The 18,469-nt window shown below is 27.6% G+C and carries 17 protein-coding genes, 1 pseudogene and 1 other annotated feature; of the genes and pseudogenes, 4 read left to right on the top strand and 14 right to left on the bottom strand.

Translation table 11 applies throughout. The features are described 5' to 3' along the window. Positions 1 to 249: 249 nt before the first annotated feature. The 8 genes from AC11VW_RS04415 to AC11VW_RS04380 all read right to left on the bottom strand — a co-directional run bounded on the left by AC11VW_RS04415 (position 250) and on the right by AC11VW_RS04380 (position 7,685). The gene (locus tag AC11VW_RS04415; RefSeq protein WP_484300183.1) at positions 250 to 1,605 is read right to left on the bottom strand and encodes an MATE family efflux transporter; all 1,356 of its coding nucleotides are present in this window, start codon (positions 1,603 to 1,605) and stop codon (positions 250 to 252) included. Positions 1,606 to 1,614: 9 nt separating this feature from the next. Beyond that, positions 1,615 to 2,400 (bottom strand): ABC transporter ATP-binding protein, encoded by a 786-nt coding sequence (locus tag AC11VW_RS04410; protein ID WP_484300182.1) that lies wholly within the window; start codon positions 2,398 to 2,400, stop codon positions 1,615 to 1,617. Between the two features lie 54 nt (positions 2,401 to 2,454). After that, positions 2,455 to 3,462, bottom strand: a complete 1,008-nt coding sequence (locus AC11VW_RS04405) for a FecCD family ABC transporter permease (protein ID WP_484300181.1) — start codon at positions 3,460 to 3,462, stop codon at positions 2,455 to 2,457. Positions 3,463 to 3,465: 3 nt separating this feature from the next. After that, positions 3,466 to 4,479 (bottom strand): FecCD family ABC transporter permease, encoded by a 1,014-nt coding sequence (locus AC11VW_RS04400; protein ID WP_484300180.1) that lies wholly within the window; start codon positions 4,477 to 4,479, stop codon positions 3,466 to 3,468. 155 nt (positions 4,480 to 4,634) lie between these two features. Further along, entirely contained in the window at positions 4,635 to 5,579 is a 945-nt protein-coding gene (locus AC11VW_RS04395) for an iron-hydroxamate ABC transporter substrate-binding protein (RefSeq protein WP_484300179.1), read from the bottom strand. A 473-nt stretch (positions 5,580 to 6,052) separates the two neighbouring features. Further along, positions 6,053 to 6,415 carry a C-GCAxxG-C-C family (seleno)protein gene (locus tag AC11VW_RS04390; RefSeq protein WP_484300178.1) on the bottom strand — a complete coding sequence of 121 codons (363 nt, stop codon included), beginning with the start codon at positions 6,413 to 6,415 and terminating at the stop codon, positions 6,053 to 6,055. Between the two features lie 367 nt (positions 6,416 to 6,782). After that, the gene (locus AC11VW_RS04385) at positions 6,783 to 7,289 is read right to left on the bottom strand and encodes a GNAT family N-acetyltransferase (protein ID WP_484300177.1); all 507 of its coding nucleotides are present in this window, start codon (positions 7,287 to 7,289) and stop codon (positions 6,783 to 6,785) included. Next, entirely contained in the window at positions 7,290 to 7,685 is a 396-nt protein-coding gene (locus tag AC11VW_RS04380; RefSeq protein ID WP_484300200.1) for a MarR family winged helix-turn-helix transcriptional regulator, read from the bottom strand. It lies immediately after the preceding gene. A 237-nt stretch (positions 7,686 to 7,922) separates the two neighbouring features. Here AC11VW_RS04380 and AC11VW_RS04375 point away from each other — a divergent pair, with 237 nt between their 5' ends. From AC11VW_RS04375 to AC11VW_RS04360, 4 genes are all read left to right on the top strand, one after another. Continuing rightward, a complete protein-coding gene (locus tag AC11VW_RS04375) occupies positions 7,923 to 8,675 on the top strand; it encodes a VTC domain-containing protein (protein ID WP_484300176.1) in 753 nt (250 codons plus the stop codon). After that, positions 8,669 to 9,358, top strand: a complete 690-nt coding sequence (locus AC11VW_RS04370) for a DUF4956 domain-containing protein (RefSeq protein ID WP_484300175.1) — start codon at positions 8,669 to 8,671, stop codon at positions 9,356 to 9,358. Before AC11VW_RS04375 ends, AC11VW_RS04370 begins: the two co-directional genes overlap by 7 nt. Positions 9,359 to 9,487: 129 nt before the next feature. Next, positions 9,488 to 10,156 (top strand): response regulator transcription factor, encoded by a 669-nt coding sequence (locus tag AC11VW_RS04365; protein WP_484300174.1) that lies wholly within the window; start codon positions 9,488 to 9,490, stop codon positions 10,154 to 10,156. A gap of 2 nt (positions 10,157 to 10,158) precedes the next feature. After that, on the top strand, positions 10,159 to 11,361 hold the full coding sequence (locus AC11VW_RS04360) for a sensor histidine kinase (RefSeq protein WP_484300173.1): 1,203 nt from the start codon (positions 10,159 to 10,161) through the stop codon (positions 11,359 to 11,361). 194 nt (positions 11,362 to 11,555) lie between these two features. Here the strand turns inward: AC11VW_RS04360 and AC11VW_RS04355 are convergent, their stop codons facing one another. The 6 genes and pseudogenes from AC11VW_RS04355 to AC11VW_RS04330 all read right to left on the bottom strand — a co-directional run. Continuing rightward, positions 11,556 to 12,803 (bottom strand): argininosuccinate synthase, encoded by a 1,248-nt coding sequence (locus tag AC11VW_RS04355; RefSeq protein ID WP_484300172.1) that lies wholly within the window; start codon positions 12,801 to 12,803, stop codon positions 11,556 to 11,558. Between the two features lie 400 nt (positions 12,804 to 13,203). Continuing rightward, positions 13,204 to 13,415: a binding site (T-box leader), on the bottom strand. 82 nt (positions 13,416 to 13,497) lie between these two features. Beyond that, on the bottom strand, positions 13,498 to 14,235 hold the full coding sequence (truA, locus tag AC11VW_RS04350) for a tRNA pseudouridine(38-40) synthase TruA (protein ID WP_484300171.1): 738 nt from the start codon (positions 14,233 to 14,235) through the stop codon (positions 13,498 to 13,500). A gap of 136 nt (positions 14,236 to 14,371) precedes the next feature. Further along, positions 14,372 to 15,805, bottom strand: coding sequence for an ATP-binding protein (locus tag AC11VW_RS04345; RefSeq protein WP_484300170.1), 1,434 nt, complete (start codon positions 15,803 to 15,805; stop codon positions 14,372 to 14,374). A 2-nt stretch (positions 15,806 to 15,807) separates the two neighbouring features. Continuing rightward, a pseudogene (gene walR, locus AC11VW_RS04340) lies at positions 15,808 to 16,506 on the bottom strand (cell wall metabolism DNA-binding response regulator WalR). Positions 16,507 to 16,527: 21 nt separating this feature from the next. Beyond that, positions 16,528 to 17,919 (bottom strand): hypothetical protein, encoded by a 1,392-nt coding sequence (locus tag AC11VW_RS04335; protein ID WP_484300169.1) that lies wholly within the window; start codon positions 17,917 to 17,919, stop codon positions 16,528 to 16,530. A gap of 10 nt (positions 17,920 to 17,929) precedes the next feature. Continuing rightward, positions 17,930 to 18,469, bottom strand: a 540-nt coding sequence (locus AC11VW_RS04330) for an HD domain-containing protein (protein ID WP_484300168.1), incomplete at its 5' end; no start/stop codon positions are given.

Here is an 18,469-nt window from a genome sequence, read left to right as displayed (position 1 = left end):
GATTTTGCCGTAGGCTTCCTTCAAATTCTACCTCGCGATGGATACCCTTGCCCTTAGATAGCAGTTCCCACTATCAAGCCTACAACGGACTTTCATCATCAAGTTGCTGCCCATGTCAGGCACACCACATAAAAAACCCACGACAAAACTGTCGTGGGTTTTAATGGTAGAGGCGAATCACAGGAATAATATCCACGAATTTTATTTATAATAATTCTTATATTCTATAATCTCCTAGTATATAAAAAATTATATACTTTCTACAATTTCTTCTGTTTTTTTAAATTCTTTTAGTAAAAATAACCCTACTATAACCATTGATCCTACATCTGCTATTGGTTGTGAAATCCACACTCCATTTATACCATATATTTTAGGCACTAAAAGTATTACAGGTATTAATATTATAACTTGTCTTAATAAACTTAAGAACATAGATACTTTTGCGCTACCAATTGATTGGAAATACACTGCTCCTAAAATAGAAATACCTATTGTTGGTAGTGTTATTAAATTTATATTTATACCATTAACAGCTAACTTCATAAGTTCAGTATCATTAGTAAATATACCAACAAACAACTCTGGGAATAACTTAATAAGTATACATCCAATAGTTAATATAATTGTAGCAACTAAAATAGCCAACAATAATGCTTTTTTAGTACGTTCAGGTTGCTTTGCTCCATAGTTATATGCAATTATAGTTTGCATTCCTTGACTTAACCCAAATACAGGCATTAAAAACATTAAAGATATAGATGTTACGGCTGTCATAGCACCTATTGCTAAATCTCCACCATATAATTTTAACACTCTATTTGTAACTAAATGTATAGATCCTGCTGCAAGTTCCATAAAAAATGGAGTTAAAGCTATAACTATTATAAGTTTTAAAAATTTCTTTTCTAGTTTAATATTTTTTATTTTTAATTTCAAGTTTGACTTACCTACTGTAAAATAATGTGTAGACCAAATAAAAACTACTAATTGGCATATTACAGTACCTAAAGCGGCACCTCTTATTCCCATGCCAAATCTAAATATAAATATTGGGTCTAGTATTAAGTTAAGAGCACAGCTTATTATCATCATTTTAGCTGCTAATTTAGGATTTCCTTCAGCTCTTATAGCGCTATTGAGTGCAAATCCTGGTAAGTTAAACCATGCTCCTGCAAATATTACACTCATGTACTCTCTTGCATACTTAATAGTATATTTACTTGCTCCAAATATATAAAGTATATCATCTAAGAAAAATATTCCAACCAATACTATTGCTATAGCTACAACTAATTCTAAAGCAACTGTATTCCCTAAAATTCTTTCTGCTTCTTCTTTATTGCCTTCTCCAAGTTTTATTGATATATTTGTGCTTCCCCCAATTGCTATAGCTACACAAAATGCTCCTAAAATTGTAAATAGAGGCATTGTTACTCCAAGCCCTGATATAGCAAGTGCTCCTATATCTTCAATAGATCCTATAAATGCTCTGTCTACAGTATTATATAGAGATGTTACCATCATTGCTAATATAGCAGGTACTGAGTATTTCAATAATAAAATTCCAATCTTTTCATCTCTTAATTCTTGTTGGTTGTCCATAAATCCTACCTATCCTACCATGTCATACGTTATACATACTGGTTTTTGAGTTCTAGGGTCTTTTACAATTTCTGCATCTATATTGAATAGTTCTTTAAGATTTTCCTTTGTCATAACTTCATATGCATTTCCTTGACATGCTATCTTTCCTTTTTTTACACCTATCATATGATCTGCAAATCTAGCAGCATTGTTAAGTTCATGTATTACCATAACTATAGTTGTACCTTGTTTTCTATTTAACTCTTCTAATAATTTTAGTACTTCTAGCTGATGAGCTAAATCTAAATATGTTGTCGGTTCATCAAGTACAAGTATATCTGTTTGTTGAGCTAGGGCCATTGCTATCCAAGCTCTTTGTCTTTGTCCTCCAGATAAAGCTTCTATTTGTCTATCTCTAAACTCTTTTATCCCAGTTACCTCTAATGCCCATGTAACTATATCATTATCTTCCTTCTTTAAATTACCAAATCCCTTCTGATGAGGAAATCTTCCATAAGATATTAACTCTTCTACAGTAAGTCCACTTGGTGCTTGAGGACTTTGTGGAAGAACAGCCATTGTCTTTGCTAATTCTTTTGAACTTTGATCTTTTATATTTTTATCATATACATATATATCACCACTCTTAGGTTGTAAAATTCTAGCTATAGTTTTTAATATTGTTGATTTTCCGCACCCATTAGCACCTATTATTGTAGTTATTTTCCCTTTTGGTATATTTAAATTTAAATCCTTAACTATATCTAAATTTCCATATGAAATATTTAAATTTTTAGTACTTATACAGTTCATATTTATCTCCTTCTAGCTACTTAAAGCTCCTCTATTTATATTAAATAAAATTCCTTATTCTGCTAACATCAAGTAAATGAAGTATGGAACACCTATTATTGCAACTACTATTCCCACAGGAATCTCCATAGGTGCTATTAAGTTTCTTGCTATTGTATCAGCTATTAATAATATTAATGTTCCCACAAGTGCAGCTGTAGGAATTAATTTTTTATGCTTAGGCCCTACTAGTTTTCTAGCTATATGAGGTGCAACTAAACCTAAAAATCCTATATTACCTGCTACAGATGTTGCTACACCAGCTAAAATCACTGAATATACTATTAAGATTCTTCTTTCTTTTTCTACTTTTACACCTAGACCTGTTGCTACTTCATCCCCTAAATTTAATACATCTAAATATCTTGACTTATATATTGTCAATGCCATAACTATTATTATAAAAGGTAAAATAGCTAGTACATACTTCCAACTTGCTCCCCATATACTTCCTGATGTCCATGCCATAACTCTATTAAATTCTTGTGTTGTAAATTTTAATTGGAACATAGTAAGTAGTGATGTAAATGCCACATTTATACCTATACCTATTAACAATAATCTAGATGAATTTATTCCATTTTTCCATGCAAGGATATAAATTAAGAATGCTCCAAATATTGCTCCAAATAGTGCAACTATTGGCATTGTAAATATTGTCGTATTACTTATACCATCATAAACATTACCATTCATGATATAAATATAAACTACAATAAATAATGCAGCTCCAGAGTTTATACCTAAAATACCCGAATCTGCTAAATCATTTTTAGTAACTCCTTGTAAAATAGTACCTGCTGTAGCTAAAGCTGTCCCTACTAATATTGCGATGACTATTCTAGGTAATCTCAATTTAAAAATAGCTATCTCATGACTTTTAGATCCTTGACCTATTAAAGTCTTTATAACATCTATTGGCTCTATGGACAGTGAGCCTAGATTCAAGTTTACTAAAAATGTAGCAAAAATTAATGTTATTAAAATCCCTGTAACTAGGGCGTATTTTTTATTTATATTCATAATCTATTTTGTGTCCTTTCTTACAATGTATATAAACACAGGCACTCCTAATAATGCTGTCAGTGACCCTATTGGAGTCTCATAAGGAGGGTTAATCATTCTAGCCATGATATCACTATATACTAATAAAACTGAACCTAATATCATTGAACTAGGTATTATATATTTGTAATCTGAACCTACTACAGCCTTAGCTATTTGAGGAACTATAAGACCTACAAATACTATGTTCCCTGCTACTGAAACTGATGCCCCAGTCAAACAGATTACTATTATTAAACATATTAATCTTACTGAGTTTGTTCTTTGTCCTAATCCTATAGATACCTCTTCTCCTAAACTTAGGATTGTTATTTTCGGTGCCATTACCATAGCTGCTATTAAGGCAATTCCTCCAACTATAAATAATAATTTAACTCCTTGCCACTTAGCACTAATTAATCCACCTAAAATCCAAAAACTTAATTGTTGAGATAAATTAAAGTACATTGATATTCCCATTGCTAAAGATATTAATAAAGTCCCTAACGCTGTTCCTGCAAGAGCAAGCTTTACTGGGTCTACTTTTCTAGACGACCTTGAACTTACAAAATATACTAAAAGCCCGCTTATACTAGCTCCAAGAAAAGCAAATACCATAAGTCCAAAACTTCCTATAACTAAACTCGGATATATTCTTTGTAATACAAATGCTACGGCTATCATAAACGTAGCTCCTTGCGTAATCCCAATTACAGATGGTTCTGCAATCGGATTTCTAGTTATTCCTTGCATTATTGCTCCAGCAACTGCTAAAAACCCTCCCACAAGTGCTGCTGCAATAGCTCTAGGCATTCTAACGTCTTTGATTATTTTAATATTTATATCATTATCACTTGTAAATAAACTTTGTATTATCGTTGAAAAATCTATTTGCTTAGCTCCTAGCGATATTGACATACCTATACCAACTACAAGCAGTATTATTCCTATTAACATCAATGAATAAGCTAAAGTTTTTCTCTTTGTTTTAATCATCACTTATCCTCCTTACACCAAAATTAAATGAAATATTCTTTTAGGATATATCCATAAAACTTCTTTATATTTTTTAAAATCTTAATTTTTCTATAAATTGAAATAGTAGGTGATGAAAATATATAGCATTTTCACCACCTACTTGTATATGTCTACTATTTTACAACTTCATCTTTAATTGATTGTAATAATAATTCTCTTCCTATTGGATTGTATGCTTGGCTAAAGTATGGACTTGCATCAAGTATTGTTACATTACCTTCTTTTACAGCTCTTATTTCTGACCATACTGCACTTGCCTCTAAATCAGCTTTATCTGACTCTGCACCTATAACTATTATATGGTCTGCATCTATTTCTGTTAAACCTTCCATAGTAACAGTTGGTAATGTTATACCCTCTTGTTTTGGCATATTAACAGGTTGAGGTAATCCCATATCATCTTTTAATACAGTTCCTATTCCACCTTCACTAAATACCATAAATTGTCCTGAAGTAGCTAGCACTGTTAAGTAAGTTTGTTCTTTGTTAACTTCTTTTATTTCATTACCTAACTTTTTCGCTTTTGCATAATACGTATCTAACCATTTATTTGCTTCCTCTTCTTGTTCAAATAACTTAGCTACATCTTTAAACTTAGCTTCCCAGTCATTTGATTGATCTTTTAGCATAACTACTGGTGCTATTTCTGCTAATTGATCGTATATTTTCTCTTGTCTTTCAGCCATTATTATTAAATCTGGCTCTGCTGCTAATATAGCTTCTATGTCCATAGTATCCATCATTGAGTGACCAACTACTTTTGCATCACCTAATTTATCTGCTACATATGTAGGAACTTTGTCCGTTTCATATGAATCTACATTTGCTGTAGCTACTGGAGTATGTCCTAATAAAATTAATTCTTCACTATTTCCTGATATATCAACTATTTTTTGAGGATCAGCTGGTATTTCAACCTCTCCTTTTACTGACTCTACTATTCTTGTTTTTGCTTTATCGCTATTACCTTCATTATTACTGTTTCCCGAACAACCAGTAACTATCCCCAGCGTAGCTATTGTTATACCTATTACTACTAATGATTTTAACCTTTTCATGTTATGTCCTCCCGATTGTATTTTATATGTAATCATTATCATTTATTTTTGTTAATAATAATCATTATCACACGATTCATAAATTCATTATATCATGTAAATAGTTTCAGTCAATATTTTTTTAGTATATTATTAAAATATTTATGCTTTAGTAATATACATTCAATTAATTCTAATAAAAAAACTCCTATCTAATTAGATAGGAGTTTTCGTGAATTTCAATGGTGAAGACGAGCCGTTCTAGCCCCTATATACCATTAAAATATATTTTTATATTTGTTTGAGATTACTTCTATAACTAGAAATTCCATCATTTAAATTATAGATCTTATTAAATCTATTTTTATATAGAGATCTTGCTGCACTAGCACTTCTTGAACCTGATGAACGATATACTATTTATTATAAAATAAGCCTATTAGTTTACTCCATAGACTTATTTTATATTTTAGTTGTTTATAACTTTATCAAATTTAATTATCTAATAATTCATTTAAAGCATCATATGAAAAATCTATTATTTCGCTACAGCTTATCTTATTTCTTTTTAATTCTGAGCAGATTTCTGTGCTATATTTATTTCTAACTCTAGTCATTAATTCTCTTGAATAATTTCTAGCTTCATTAGGTTGAGAATTATCCTCTCTTCCTTTTATATATCCAACTACCATGGCTGCAGCGTTTACAGCTCCACATAAACTACCTACTGTTACACCCACTCCCATTCCACTTCCTAGTGCTACGGGTATATCTGTGCTATGTTCTTCATTGTATGATTTTATTATAGCTTCTGCACAAGTGTATCCTTGGCTATGGTGTACTGATGGTCTTGTCATTTATATCATCCTCTCAATTTTTGATTTAAGTGTATAATTTAAGAATATTGTCCTTAATTAGATATTATCATTTTATCAAGCTTCTTTCTGTGACTTTATCACATAGTTACAAAAAAGAAAAATATATTTTTTATAAATATATTTTTTCCCTTTTTATTGATTTATATTATATAAATAAGTTTAATTCAACCTTCCTTGTCTACACCAGATAAGTGTACAGTTAATACATATTTTGGTGATTTATATATATCACTATTATTATCTAACTTAGCCTTTATTTAAACAAAAAAAGACTGTTTCCGTTACAGTCTTTATAAAGGGGGATATTGGTAATTAAAATACTATTTATTTATACTTTAGCAATATCTTATTTGTCTTCACTTAACATTTTTTCATAGCAATAGAATGGTTTCTCTTTTCCTAAGAAGTTCATTTCTCCCACAAATTCATAGTTAAGTTTTTTAAACAATGAATTCATTTTTGTATTTATAGAGTAAGTATCTGTTTTTATATATTTAACCTCATTTTTAATTGCTAGTTGTTCAGCAAAATTCATTAGTTTACTCCCTATTCCACTATTTCTAAATTTAGAATTAACAGACATTCTATGAACTACCATGCATTTTTCATTAGATGACCATTCTAAATCACTATATTCTATTGGTTCTGTATAGTTAACACATATAAACCCTTTTATATTTTCATCTTCAATTTCTATATATAAGTCACCTTGTTCTATATCTTTTTCAAAATCGTTACCTTGTGGGTAATTTTCATCCCATTGAGTATTATTATAAGATTTCATCTCTTCTACTGTTGTATTTATAATCTCCATTATTTCTTTTACATCACTTAATTTTGCCTTAGTTATCATTTACCTTCCTCCTCTGTTTTTTATTTTTATCCAATCTTTCTCTACATTCTTACTCATTTTTTTAATCAAAGCTATAGATATTTCTTTTTCCTCTTTGCTAAAACCCTTAAAACATATCTCTATATTTCTATTTTCTTCTTCAATTATAAGATCATATATTTTTAAGGCTTTGTCAGTTGGCATTATGTTGTATCCTCTTTTATCCTTCTCATCAAGTTCTTTATACACATAATCTGCATCAATTAGCTTCTTCACTGCTTTTGTAGTAGTTGTTTTATCAACTTTTAGCATATTTGAAAGTTCCATAAAACTAATCCCAGGATTTTCACATATACGAGTTAAAAAAGTAAACTGTCCCTTTTGTAACTTTAATTCCTTGTACTTTACATCACTTATATAATGTATAGTTCTTGATAAAATCCCTATTTCTCTTAATAAATAACTATCTAGTTTTTTGATAGTTACACCTCCTTATATAGTTGAAAGTTCAACTACATATAGTATATTAAATTTTAGTTGAACTTTCAACTATATTTTCATTTTACTTCATATAAAATTAAGTTTTGTTTAAGTTTAAGAGATTATAATTTAATTATAAAGCTAAACAAAACTATTTAAATTGGAGGAAAAAACATGGCCATTAAGTCTTTTAAGCGATTTGAAAAAAAATTTGTATTAAATCAACAACAATATAATGAGCTAATACCAAAATTACTTGAATACATGAATCTAGATGAACATTGTAAATGTGGTAAAAACTATAATATCTATAATATCTATTACGATACAAAAGATAATGATGTAATTAGGCATTCCATATCTAAGCCTTATTATAAAGAAAAGCTTAGATTAAGAAGTTATACTATCCCCACTAACCTAGATAGTAAAGTTTTCTTAGAGCTAAAAAAGAAAATAAATGGAATAGTAAATAAACGAAGAGTTGTTATGACTTTAGGAGAAGTTTATGATTTTTTAGATTGTGGTAAAAGATCAGTTTTTAATGATTATACAAATGAGCAGGTTATAAAAGAAATAGAATACTACATAAGTAAAAATAAAGTATCTCCAACAGTTTATATTGGTTACACAAGAAACGCCTTCTTTGGAAAAGAGGATAGAGATCTTAGATTAACTTTTGATTCTAAAATTATAACAAGACGTCATGACTTATCTTTAGAATCTGGGTGCTTTGGCGAGGAGATTATTGATGAAAATAAATTTTTAATGGAAGTTAAATTCTTAAGTGCTATACCTATATGGTTTACACAAATTCTTTCAGAGCTAAAAATATATAACACACACTTTTCAAAATATGGCAATGAGTATATGAATTATTGCTTAGATAATAAAAATAATATTAACAAAAGGGGAGAAAAAATATGTTAGAAACAATAATTTTATCAACAACGGGAGAATCATTTACTCTCACAAATGCATTAATAGTTTTAGTAACATCAATTTCACTTGGATTAGTAATTAGTTTTGCATATATGAAAACTAATAAGAAAAATGGTTACAACTCAGGGTTTACCACTACTTTGGTAATGTTACCTGTAATAATATCTATTATAATACTTTTAGTAGGAAACAATGTTGCTAGAGCATTTAGTTTAGCTGGAGCTTTTTCTATAATTCGTTTTAGAAGTGCACCTGGAGATCCAAAAGATATTTCATATATATTTTTCACTTTAGCAGTTGGACTTGCTTGTGGTATGGGATATATAGGATATGCAGTAATATTTACAGTTACATTATGTTCTTTAATGTTTATACTTAATTTATTAAAGTTTGCATCACCTAAAGGTAAATCTATGCATCTTAAAATAACTATTCCTGAAGATTTAAACTATGATGGTGTATTTGATAAAATCTTAAATGAATACACTAATTCATATCATATTGAAAGAATCAGAACTAGAGACTTTGGTGCATTGTTTGAACTAAATTATATGATACAATTAAAAGATAATATAAATCAAAAGCAATTCTTAGATGAACTAAGATGTAGAAATGGAAATTTAAATCTAAGCCTTACTCTTTCTGGGTTTGAAGAAAAAATATACGCATAATAACTTTCCCTTAAATTTAATTTAAGGGAATTTTTTAATATGAAAATTAAATCTAATTTAAGGTTACTATGATATAATTTGATTAGTATTACATAAAAAGTACATTATATAAAAAGGAGGGAATTTACAATGAGATTATTATTAGTAGAAGATGAAAAACAATTATCTGAAGCTTTACAACAAATCCTTATAAAAAATAATTATTCTGTTGATACTGTCTTTAATGGTGAAGATGGACTAAACTATGGACTTACAGATGTATATGATGTAATAATTTTAGATATTATGCTACCTAAGTTAGATGGATTACAAGTATTAAAAATGCTGAGAAATAAAAAAATATCAACTCCTGTGATTTTACTTACTGCAAAAGGAAGTATTGAAGATAAAGTTTTAGGATTAGATTGTGGAGCAGATGATTATTTACCAAAGCCATTTTCTCCAGAAGAATTATTAGCTAGATTAAGAGCTCTTACAAGAAGACACGGAGATTTTATTAATGAAAATATATTAGAACTCTCTGATATTCGATTAAATCTATCTACCTATGAAATGGAAGTTAGAGATAACTCTATAACATTAACTTTAAAAGAATTTGATATATTAAAATATTTTCTTCAAAGGCCCAAAATAGTAGTAAGTAAGGATGATTTAATTTCAAAACTTTGGGGATTTGATTCAGATATTGAACATAATAATATCGAGGTGTATATATCATTTTTAAGAAAAAAACTATCTTATGTTGAATCTAATGTAAAAATAACAACTATAAGAAGAGTTGGATATAGGTTGGAATAATTATGTTTGATAAATTAAAACTTAAATTTATATTAATAAATATGACCTTACTTACAACTGTATTTGTATCTATATTTGGAGTAATCTATGGTACTACTAGTTCAAACATAAATAATGAAATTAATGGAAATTTATTTGCTCTTGTTAACAATAGTAGAAAACCAATGCCTAACTCTATAAGTATAGTTGTAGAAGTAAATGAATACGGTGAAATTATAAAAGATTTTAAACCGTTTAACGTGAGTATTGATTCTACTGCCTTACAAGATGCAGTTAATATGGTTCTAAAAAATGATAAGCCTTCTAGTAAAATGGATATAAGTGGTAGTGCTTATTCTTATCTAAAGCAACGTACTCCATTTGGAATTAAAATTGCTTTTGTAGATAGAACACAATATCAAAATCTATTATTTCAACTTTTAAAAACTTTTATATTAATTGGTTCTATAAGTTTAATTGCTCTACTTATAATAAGCATTTACCTAACAAATAGAACTATAAAGCCTATAAAAGAAACCTTTGAAAAGCAAAAACAATTTATTGCAGATGCTTCTCATGAATTAAAAACCCCTTTAACAATAATAAAAACTAATGCTTCATTAATTCTTAGTCATCCTGATGATAGTATAAGAAATCAACAAAAGTGGATAAATTATATAAATTCTCAAACAGATAGGATGTCTCTTCTTATAAATGAAATGTTATCACTTACAAAACTAGATACTGATGAGAATAGATTAACTCTCTTTTCTATAAACATTAGTAAAATTATAGAAAGTATGATATTAATGTTTGATGCGGTTATGTATGAAAATAACATAGAGTTAGAAAATAATATAAGTAAAGATTTATTTATAAACGGTGACAAAGAAAGTATCAAAAAACTATTTAGTATAATAACGGACAATGCTATAAAGCATACAAATAAAAATGGTAAAATTACAGTCTCATTGTTTACTGATAAGAATAAAATCAAGATGATTATAAAAAATACAGGCGAAGGTATACCACCTGAACACCTAGAAAAAATATTTGAAAGATTTTATAGAGTTGATAGCTCTAGAGATAGAGAAACTGGCGGTTATGGATTAGGACTATCTATTGCAAGTTCCATTGTTAATCAACATAAAGGAAGGATATATGCACAAAGTAAGATAAATGAGTATGCTTCATTTATTGTCGAACTTCCACAACAATTATCATAAAATAGAATATGCATAGATTTGTGTAAATAGATTTTTGAATACCTGATATGAACTGCTCCCTTCTATAGTAAACAGTTTTTATTATTTTCACTGTCTACCATTAAAGGGAGCATATCAAAACTATCTACATTCTCAAACTTTATATCAATTTTATCAAATAGGCTGATTATATCAGCCTATTTGTTTATATAATTTTATTGTATAATTTTATCTGCAGCAACCTCTTGATTTAATCCTTTATTTTCTTTATTCATATTTTTCATAGCTTTAATTTTAAGAGGTAATGTAAATAAATTTATAAACCCTTGTGCATCTTTATGGTCATATAATTCGCTATCGCCAAATGATGATATTGAATAGTCATAAAGTGCATTTTCTGTAAATATACCTGCAGGCTTTATAAACCCTTTGTAAAGTTTCATTTTAACACTTCCAGATACATTCTCTTGAGTTTCTTCTATAAACGCATCTATAGCCTCTCTTATCTTTGAATACCATAAACCATTATATATAAGTTCTCCGTATTTTAACGATACCATTTGTTTAAAATGTAGAGCCTCTTTATCTAAAGTTGCGCTTTCTAATATATTATGTGCTTCATAAAGTATTGTACCTCCTGGAGTCTCATATATTCCTCTTGATTTCATTCCAACTAATCTATTTTCAATTATATCAATTACTCCGATTCCATGTTTTGCACCTATATCATTTAACATTTTTACTATTTCAACAGGTGAAAGTTCTTTTCCATTTACTTTTGTTGGAATTCCTTTTTCGAAATGTATTTCAACATATTCAGGTGTATCGCAAGCTTCTTCTAATGGTAAACATTTTTTATATACATGATTTTGATGTTCATTTTCTAAATATTCTATATCTCCACCTTCTGTAGATGTATGCCAAAGATTTGCATCTACTGAATATATTTTTTCTTTAGTTACAGTTATAGAGATATTTTTCTCATTTGCATACTCTATAGCATCTTCTCTCGATTTTATATCCCATATTCTCCATGGTGCTATGATTTTTATAGTTGGATCAAGTGCTGCTATTGAAGCTTCAAATCTCACTTGATCATTCCCTTTCCCTGTACATCCATGACATATATATTTTGCTCCTTCTAAATGTGCCACTTCTACTAATCTTTTAGCTATTATCGGTCTAGCTAACGATGTTCCAAGTAAATATTTCCCTTCATACTTTGCTTCAGCTTTTATTGCTTTAAATATAGTTTCTTTTACGAATTCTTCACTTAAATCATCTACATATGCCTTACTTGCACCACTTTTTAATGCTTTTTCATAAACTTCTTCCATATTCTCCTCTTGACCTACATTTACCGATACCGCTATTACCTCTATATCATAGTTTTCTTTTAACCATGGTATTATTATAGATGTATCCAATCCTCCTGAATATGCTAACACAACTTTCTCTTTCATAGTTTATTCCTCCTAAAATTTTTATTTTTGATTTAATTATTATTTTTAGTTCATTTATTATTTTTAATTCATTTATTATTTTTATTAAATTTTGTTATACTTTAAGTTTTTTATCCTTTATAAATTGTTTATTTTTTTGTTTTAATTAATTTTTATATAATTTGCGCAAATTAGTATAATTTTTTGTTTTTTGTATATTGTATTCATTTAATAATTGCTTATGCTTTAATTATTAATCAATATAATTAAGCTTCTTATATTGTTTTGAATACAAAAAAGCCCCTTAGTATAAAATACTAAGAGGCGAATTTTCCGCGGTACCACTCTTATTGATAAGAATTCTTTCAAATATAGCAAATAACACTAAATAAATATATAAAAAAACGCCTCTTGGTTAAAACCAAGAGACGAATATTATCCGCGTTACCACTCTAATTGATAAGATTTACTTATCCACTCTTTCTCTTAAGGCGAGACTATCCTACTGCCATACTATAAATTTCCTGCAGTATTCTCCAAAGTTCTCTTCACTCAAATATTTTTACTAGGCTTCCACCATCCCCAGCTCTCTATTAAATCCACTTAAGTTACTTTCTTTTTCATAGAATCTAATTTATTAAAATTTTATTTGCTTATCTTGTAAATAATAATAACTTATATTCTTTACAATGTCAATCATATATTTTTTTATAAATTAATATTTTACTTTATATAGACATAATCCTTTTGAAGGCGCTGTCTCAGATGATACACTTCTATCTTTAGCTTTTAACATGTATTCTATATCTTTTACAGTTTTTTTTCTTAATCCTGCATCTATTAATGTACCTACTATAATTCTTACCATATTGTATAAGAATCCATCAGCTTCAACATAAATTTCTATTACATTGTTATTTTCTTGTATTTCTATTGAATGTATAGTTCTCACATTAGATTTTTTCTTAGATTTTGATGAAACAAAACTAGTAAAATCATGTTCTCCTACTAATTGCTTACTCGCTTCTTTCATTAAATTTAAGTCTAATTTTCTTGCTATATGATTAGTATATTTTCTTAAAAATGGATCATGAACTTCATTATTATATATTTTGTATAGGTATACCTTTGATTTTGCATTGTATCTAGAATGGAATCTTTCGTCAGCTTCTTCTAGATTTGTAACTATAATATCTTCTGGTAAATATTCATATAAATAAGCTTTCATTTTTTTTAAAGTCATTTCAGAAGTTGTCTTAAAGTTTGCAACTTGACCAAAAGCATGAACTCCCATATCTGTTCTTCCTGAGCCTATTATTTCTACAGGCTCCTCAGTCATCTTACGAATTACAGCTTCAAGTTTTCCTTGTATCGTCATATCATTATCTTGAAGCCTTTGGAATCCTTTGTATCTTGATCCATCATATTTGATTGTCATTTTTATATTTCTCATATTGTTCCTCTTTCTATTAATAAGTTTTCATTATAATCATATTTTATAATATATTATTTTCATTTTATTATTTTCTTTTTACAGTAAGAAAATAGGGTATACCTATCAGTATATCCTATTTTTCTACAATTTAATACTATATTGATTCAATTAGTTTATTTTTAATAGTAATTGTCGTAGTTGTTCCCATGTCTTTTTCACTTTCTATGCTCATATTACCACCATGAAGCTTAACTATTTCATGACTTATTGCAAGACCTAGACCACTTCCTGCCTTATTATAGTCTTCTTGGAAAAATTTATCTAATACTTTATCTAAATTTTCAGCTTCTATTCCACATCCATTGTCTACAACTTTTATAGTTGTAAACTCCTCATCTTGAGAAACTATAACCTTAACAAATCCACCTTCGTTAGTAAATTTTATAGCATTTTGAACTAAATTTATTAAAACTTGTCTTAGTCTATTTTTATCACCTTGTACATTTTGAATATTCTCATCTTCAAATTCTGCGCCTAAAATTATACTTTTTTCACTTGACTTTACTTTCAGCTGATTTACTACTCCTAATGCTAAATGTCTAATATCAACCATATCAATCTGTAATTTTATTCTATCTGATGAAAGACGAGAAAAATCTAATAATTCCATTACAAGTTTTATGAGTCTTTCTGTTTCATCCTGAATTATACCAAGGCCTAAATCTAATTCTTCTTTTGTTATGCCTTCATATCCTAGAGTTTCACTCCATCCTTTTATAGATGTAAGAGGGGTTCTAAGTTCATGTGATATAGAAGATATAAATTCTTCTTTTAACTTTTCACTTTTATCTATTTCCTCAGCCATATGCTCAAATGTTTGAGCTAGGTCTCCAATTTCATCATCTGATATATTTGTATTTTTTAATTTTATACTATAATTTCCATGTGCTAATTCATTTGCAAATTGTTTTAATTCTCTAAGAGGTTGAATTAATGTTTCTGCAAATCTAAGACTTAAGGATATTGCTATAAGTAAAATACATATCCCTGCTAATATAAGCCCTAATGTTAATTTTAATATTGTATTATCTATTTTATTTAGCGATACTGTATACCTTACAACACCTTCTATTATATTATTTGTCTTAAGTGGAACAGACACACTCATTACATGTTCATTTGTATCTATTATTCTATAAGTATATGGTACTAATTCTTTAGCATCTTTTAGTGCTCTATTTACATCTTCAAAATTAGCTTTTTCTTTAACCTTAAAGCCATCTGAGTCCAATATTATATTTTTATCTTTATCTATTATTTGAATAGCGTATTTAGAGTTATTACCTACACCTTGTTTTTCAATTATATTACTTACCTTTTTTTCAAAACTACTAGTTTCCATAGCTATATTAGTATTATATATATAATTATTATACTCTACTTGTCCTTTTAGATTTTGCCTTACATAGTCATAGTAGTAATTTTGAATATAAAATATAAATAATACTTCAAATAATGCAACTGTTATAATAATTATTGTAAAATAATTTTTAATTATTTTTTTTCTTAACCCTTCAAAATGTAACACTACTATTCTTCCTTTCTAAAGCAATATCCATACCCCCAAATAGTTTGTATATACTTAGGTTTTGATGGGTCATCTTCTATCTTATTTCTTATTCTTCTTATATTCACATCCACTATTTTAAAATCATAAAGATAATTAGTTCCCCAAACTTCATCAAGTATTTGATCTCTACTTAATGATTGTTTTGCATTTGTCATTAAGTATTTTACTATGGAAAATTCAGTTGGAGTAAGCTCTATTTCATTACTATTTTTAAATAACTTTCTCTTATCTAAATCTAGAACAAATGGCGATGATACTATTTCACTGCTTTTGATAGCATCATCTTATTTTTTAATTCTTCTAAGTAATGCTGATACCCTTACTAGTAATTCTTTTATACTAAACGGTTTTACAATATAATCATCTGCACCAGATATAAATCCTTCTATTTTATCATCTTCTTGAGCTTTTGCAGTAAGCATTATTATGCCTACTTGGTCAAAATTTTGTCTTATGAATTTACATACATCTATTCCACTAATATCTGGAAGCATAACATCAAGTAACGCTAGTTTTATATCTTTTTCACTTGACATCTTTTCTATAGCTTCTTGACCAGTACTCGCTTCTATTATTTCATAACCTTCTCTTTTTAAGTTTATACTTACAAAACTTCTAATTCCTATTTCATCTTCTAATATTAATATTTTTTCCTTCATTTTATATCCTCCCAATAAATATTAGTCATATATTAATGAAAAATATTCTCTCAATGCATCTGTATTTATTTTTAATTTTTTTAGTTCTTTTACATCTTTTTCATATAATATAAAACTATGTTCATCTGTTTCACCAAGTATAATATTTTTTGTACTTAGTGCATTTTTTTTATCATCTACAAGATTCTTACTTACTACAGATATATTAAATAAATTTTTATTTTTAAAATTTACTGTATTGTAATAATAAAATTTAAATAATACATCATTGCCATTATATTCTTGTTCTATGGAAATATTATTTATCAAGTTATTAGGTATAAACATTTTATAGTTATATTTATAATTATAATATATTTTACTAATAAATACTAAGCCCGATTTTTCGTCTTGTTTTCCGTTCCACTTATACCAACTTATCTCAGCTGAATTTTTTTGGGTGTATGTATTTCCACTTCCTTTTACTATCGGTATTTCAATTACATTATCATTATCTATATCCTCTATCGGAATATAATATGGCTTTATATTTTTTTCATTATCACTAAAAGCTTTTTTCATTTTTCCATCTTGAATATAAATTATTTGTGTTATATAGTTATTGTCTTGAATAATTGGTATATCTAAAATAATACCTTTTTTCTCTATTATATTAGCACCTATTTTTTCTGTAGAAATAGTTTTTATTGTAATATATAAGTTACTTAAATTTTTTACGTTACTGAACTCTGTAGAATCTATTAATTCTACTTTTTCATTAAAATTCACTAAACTTGCATATGCTATATTATTTTTAGAATTATGATTAATTATTAAAATATCTAATTTATCATCCTCATCAATATAATCAATTTTTATTTTTATATCACTCAAATCTTCTTTATCTTCTATCCACGTTGGATTTAACGTATATATTTTTTTTATTTCCCCTTTCTTAAAAGAATATATATGCATATTAGTTTTATTGCCTTCTTTAATTAATAATACAATTTCTTTGTACCCATCACCGTTTAGATCGTAAAAATCAGCATATTCTATCGAGTCTCCATTTTGAATATAATCATCTTCGTTTGTATATGATGTTTTATCTTTATTTTTACTCAAAACTATAAATCCCACTTCATTTGGATTATCATTTGGATTTTCTTTTTTCTCAAATGCAACTAATTCATCTACTCCATCACTATTCAAGTCTACTTCATTAATTTTACCAACTTCACTTGAATTAGATGGTAATGTTAATGATGAGTTTAAAGGAAGTAATTTATTTATTTCCTTGGACAAATTATTTTTATTTTCATTGTAAATGGGTTTATATTTGATAAGTGCTTCAGGGGATTCTGAATTAATACTGCACCCGGTGGTTAAAAGAACTAACAAACTAACACATATTAATAATTTAAATAATTTCATATAAAACCTCCTACTCTATAACTTTGCTACAATAGTCTTCAAAGTTTTTAATTCTTTCTTTTTCTTTATAAGTATTTTCTTCCCCTAATTCACCTCTTCCTAATCTATCACAATAAGATAATAAGGCTACTTCTTTATATTCTACATCATTTAACATGTTTTGTGGTTCAAAAAATGGAAGATTTTTATCATAAAATAAAGGTTGCATATGCCATCTTATTAATTTAGACACTTTTTCATTAAATTTTTTATCGTCACTTACTAATTCTAGGAAGTTTAAACCAATTTTTTCTCCTTCTATATCATGGTTATACGAAGTTATTCTATTTTTTCTTATTCTTGTTGTAGTCAATTTACCTATATCATGAAGTAAAGCTGACCACATAAATACTTTTTCATCTTTTGATAAATTTTTTACTTCACTTGCTTTGTCTACTACTAATAATACATGATTTAAAGCACTTCCTTCGGGATGAAATTTAGGATTTTGATTTATTTTTTCTAACTTCCTTATCATATTAAAAGGTTCCTTATTAAATTTCCCTTCTTT

This window comes from Romboutsia sp. (assembly GCF_056995035.1).
The sequence above is the reverse complement of the archived record's forward strand: the minus strand, read 5'-3'. Positions and strand labels throughout refer to the sequence as shown.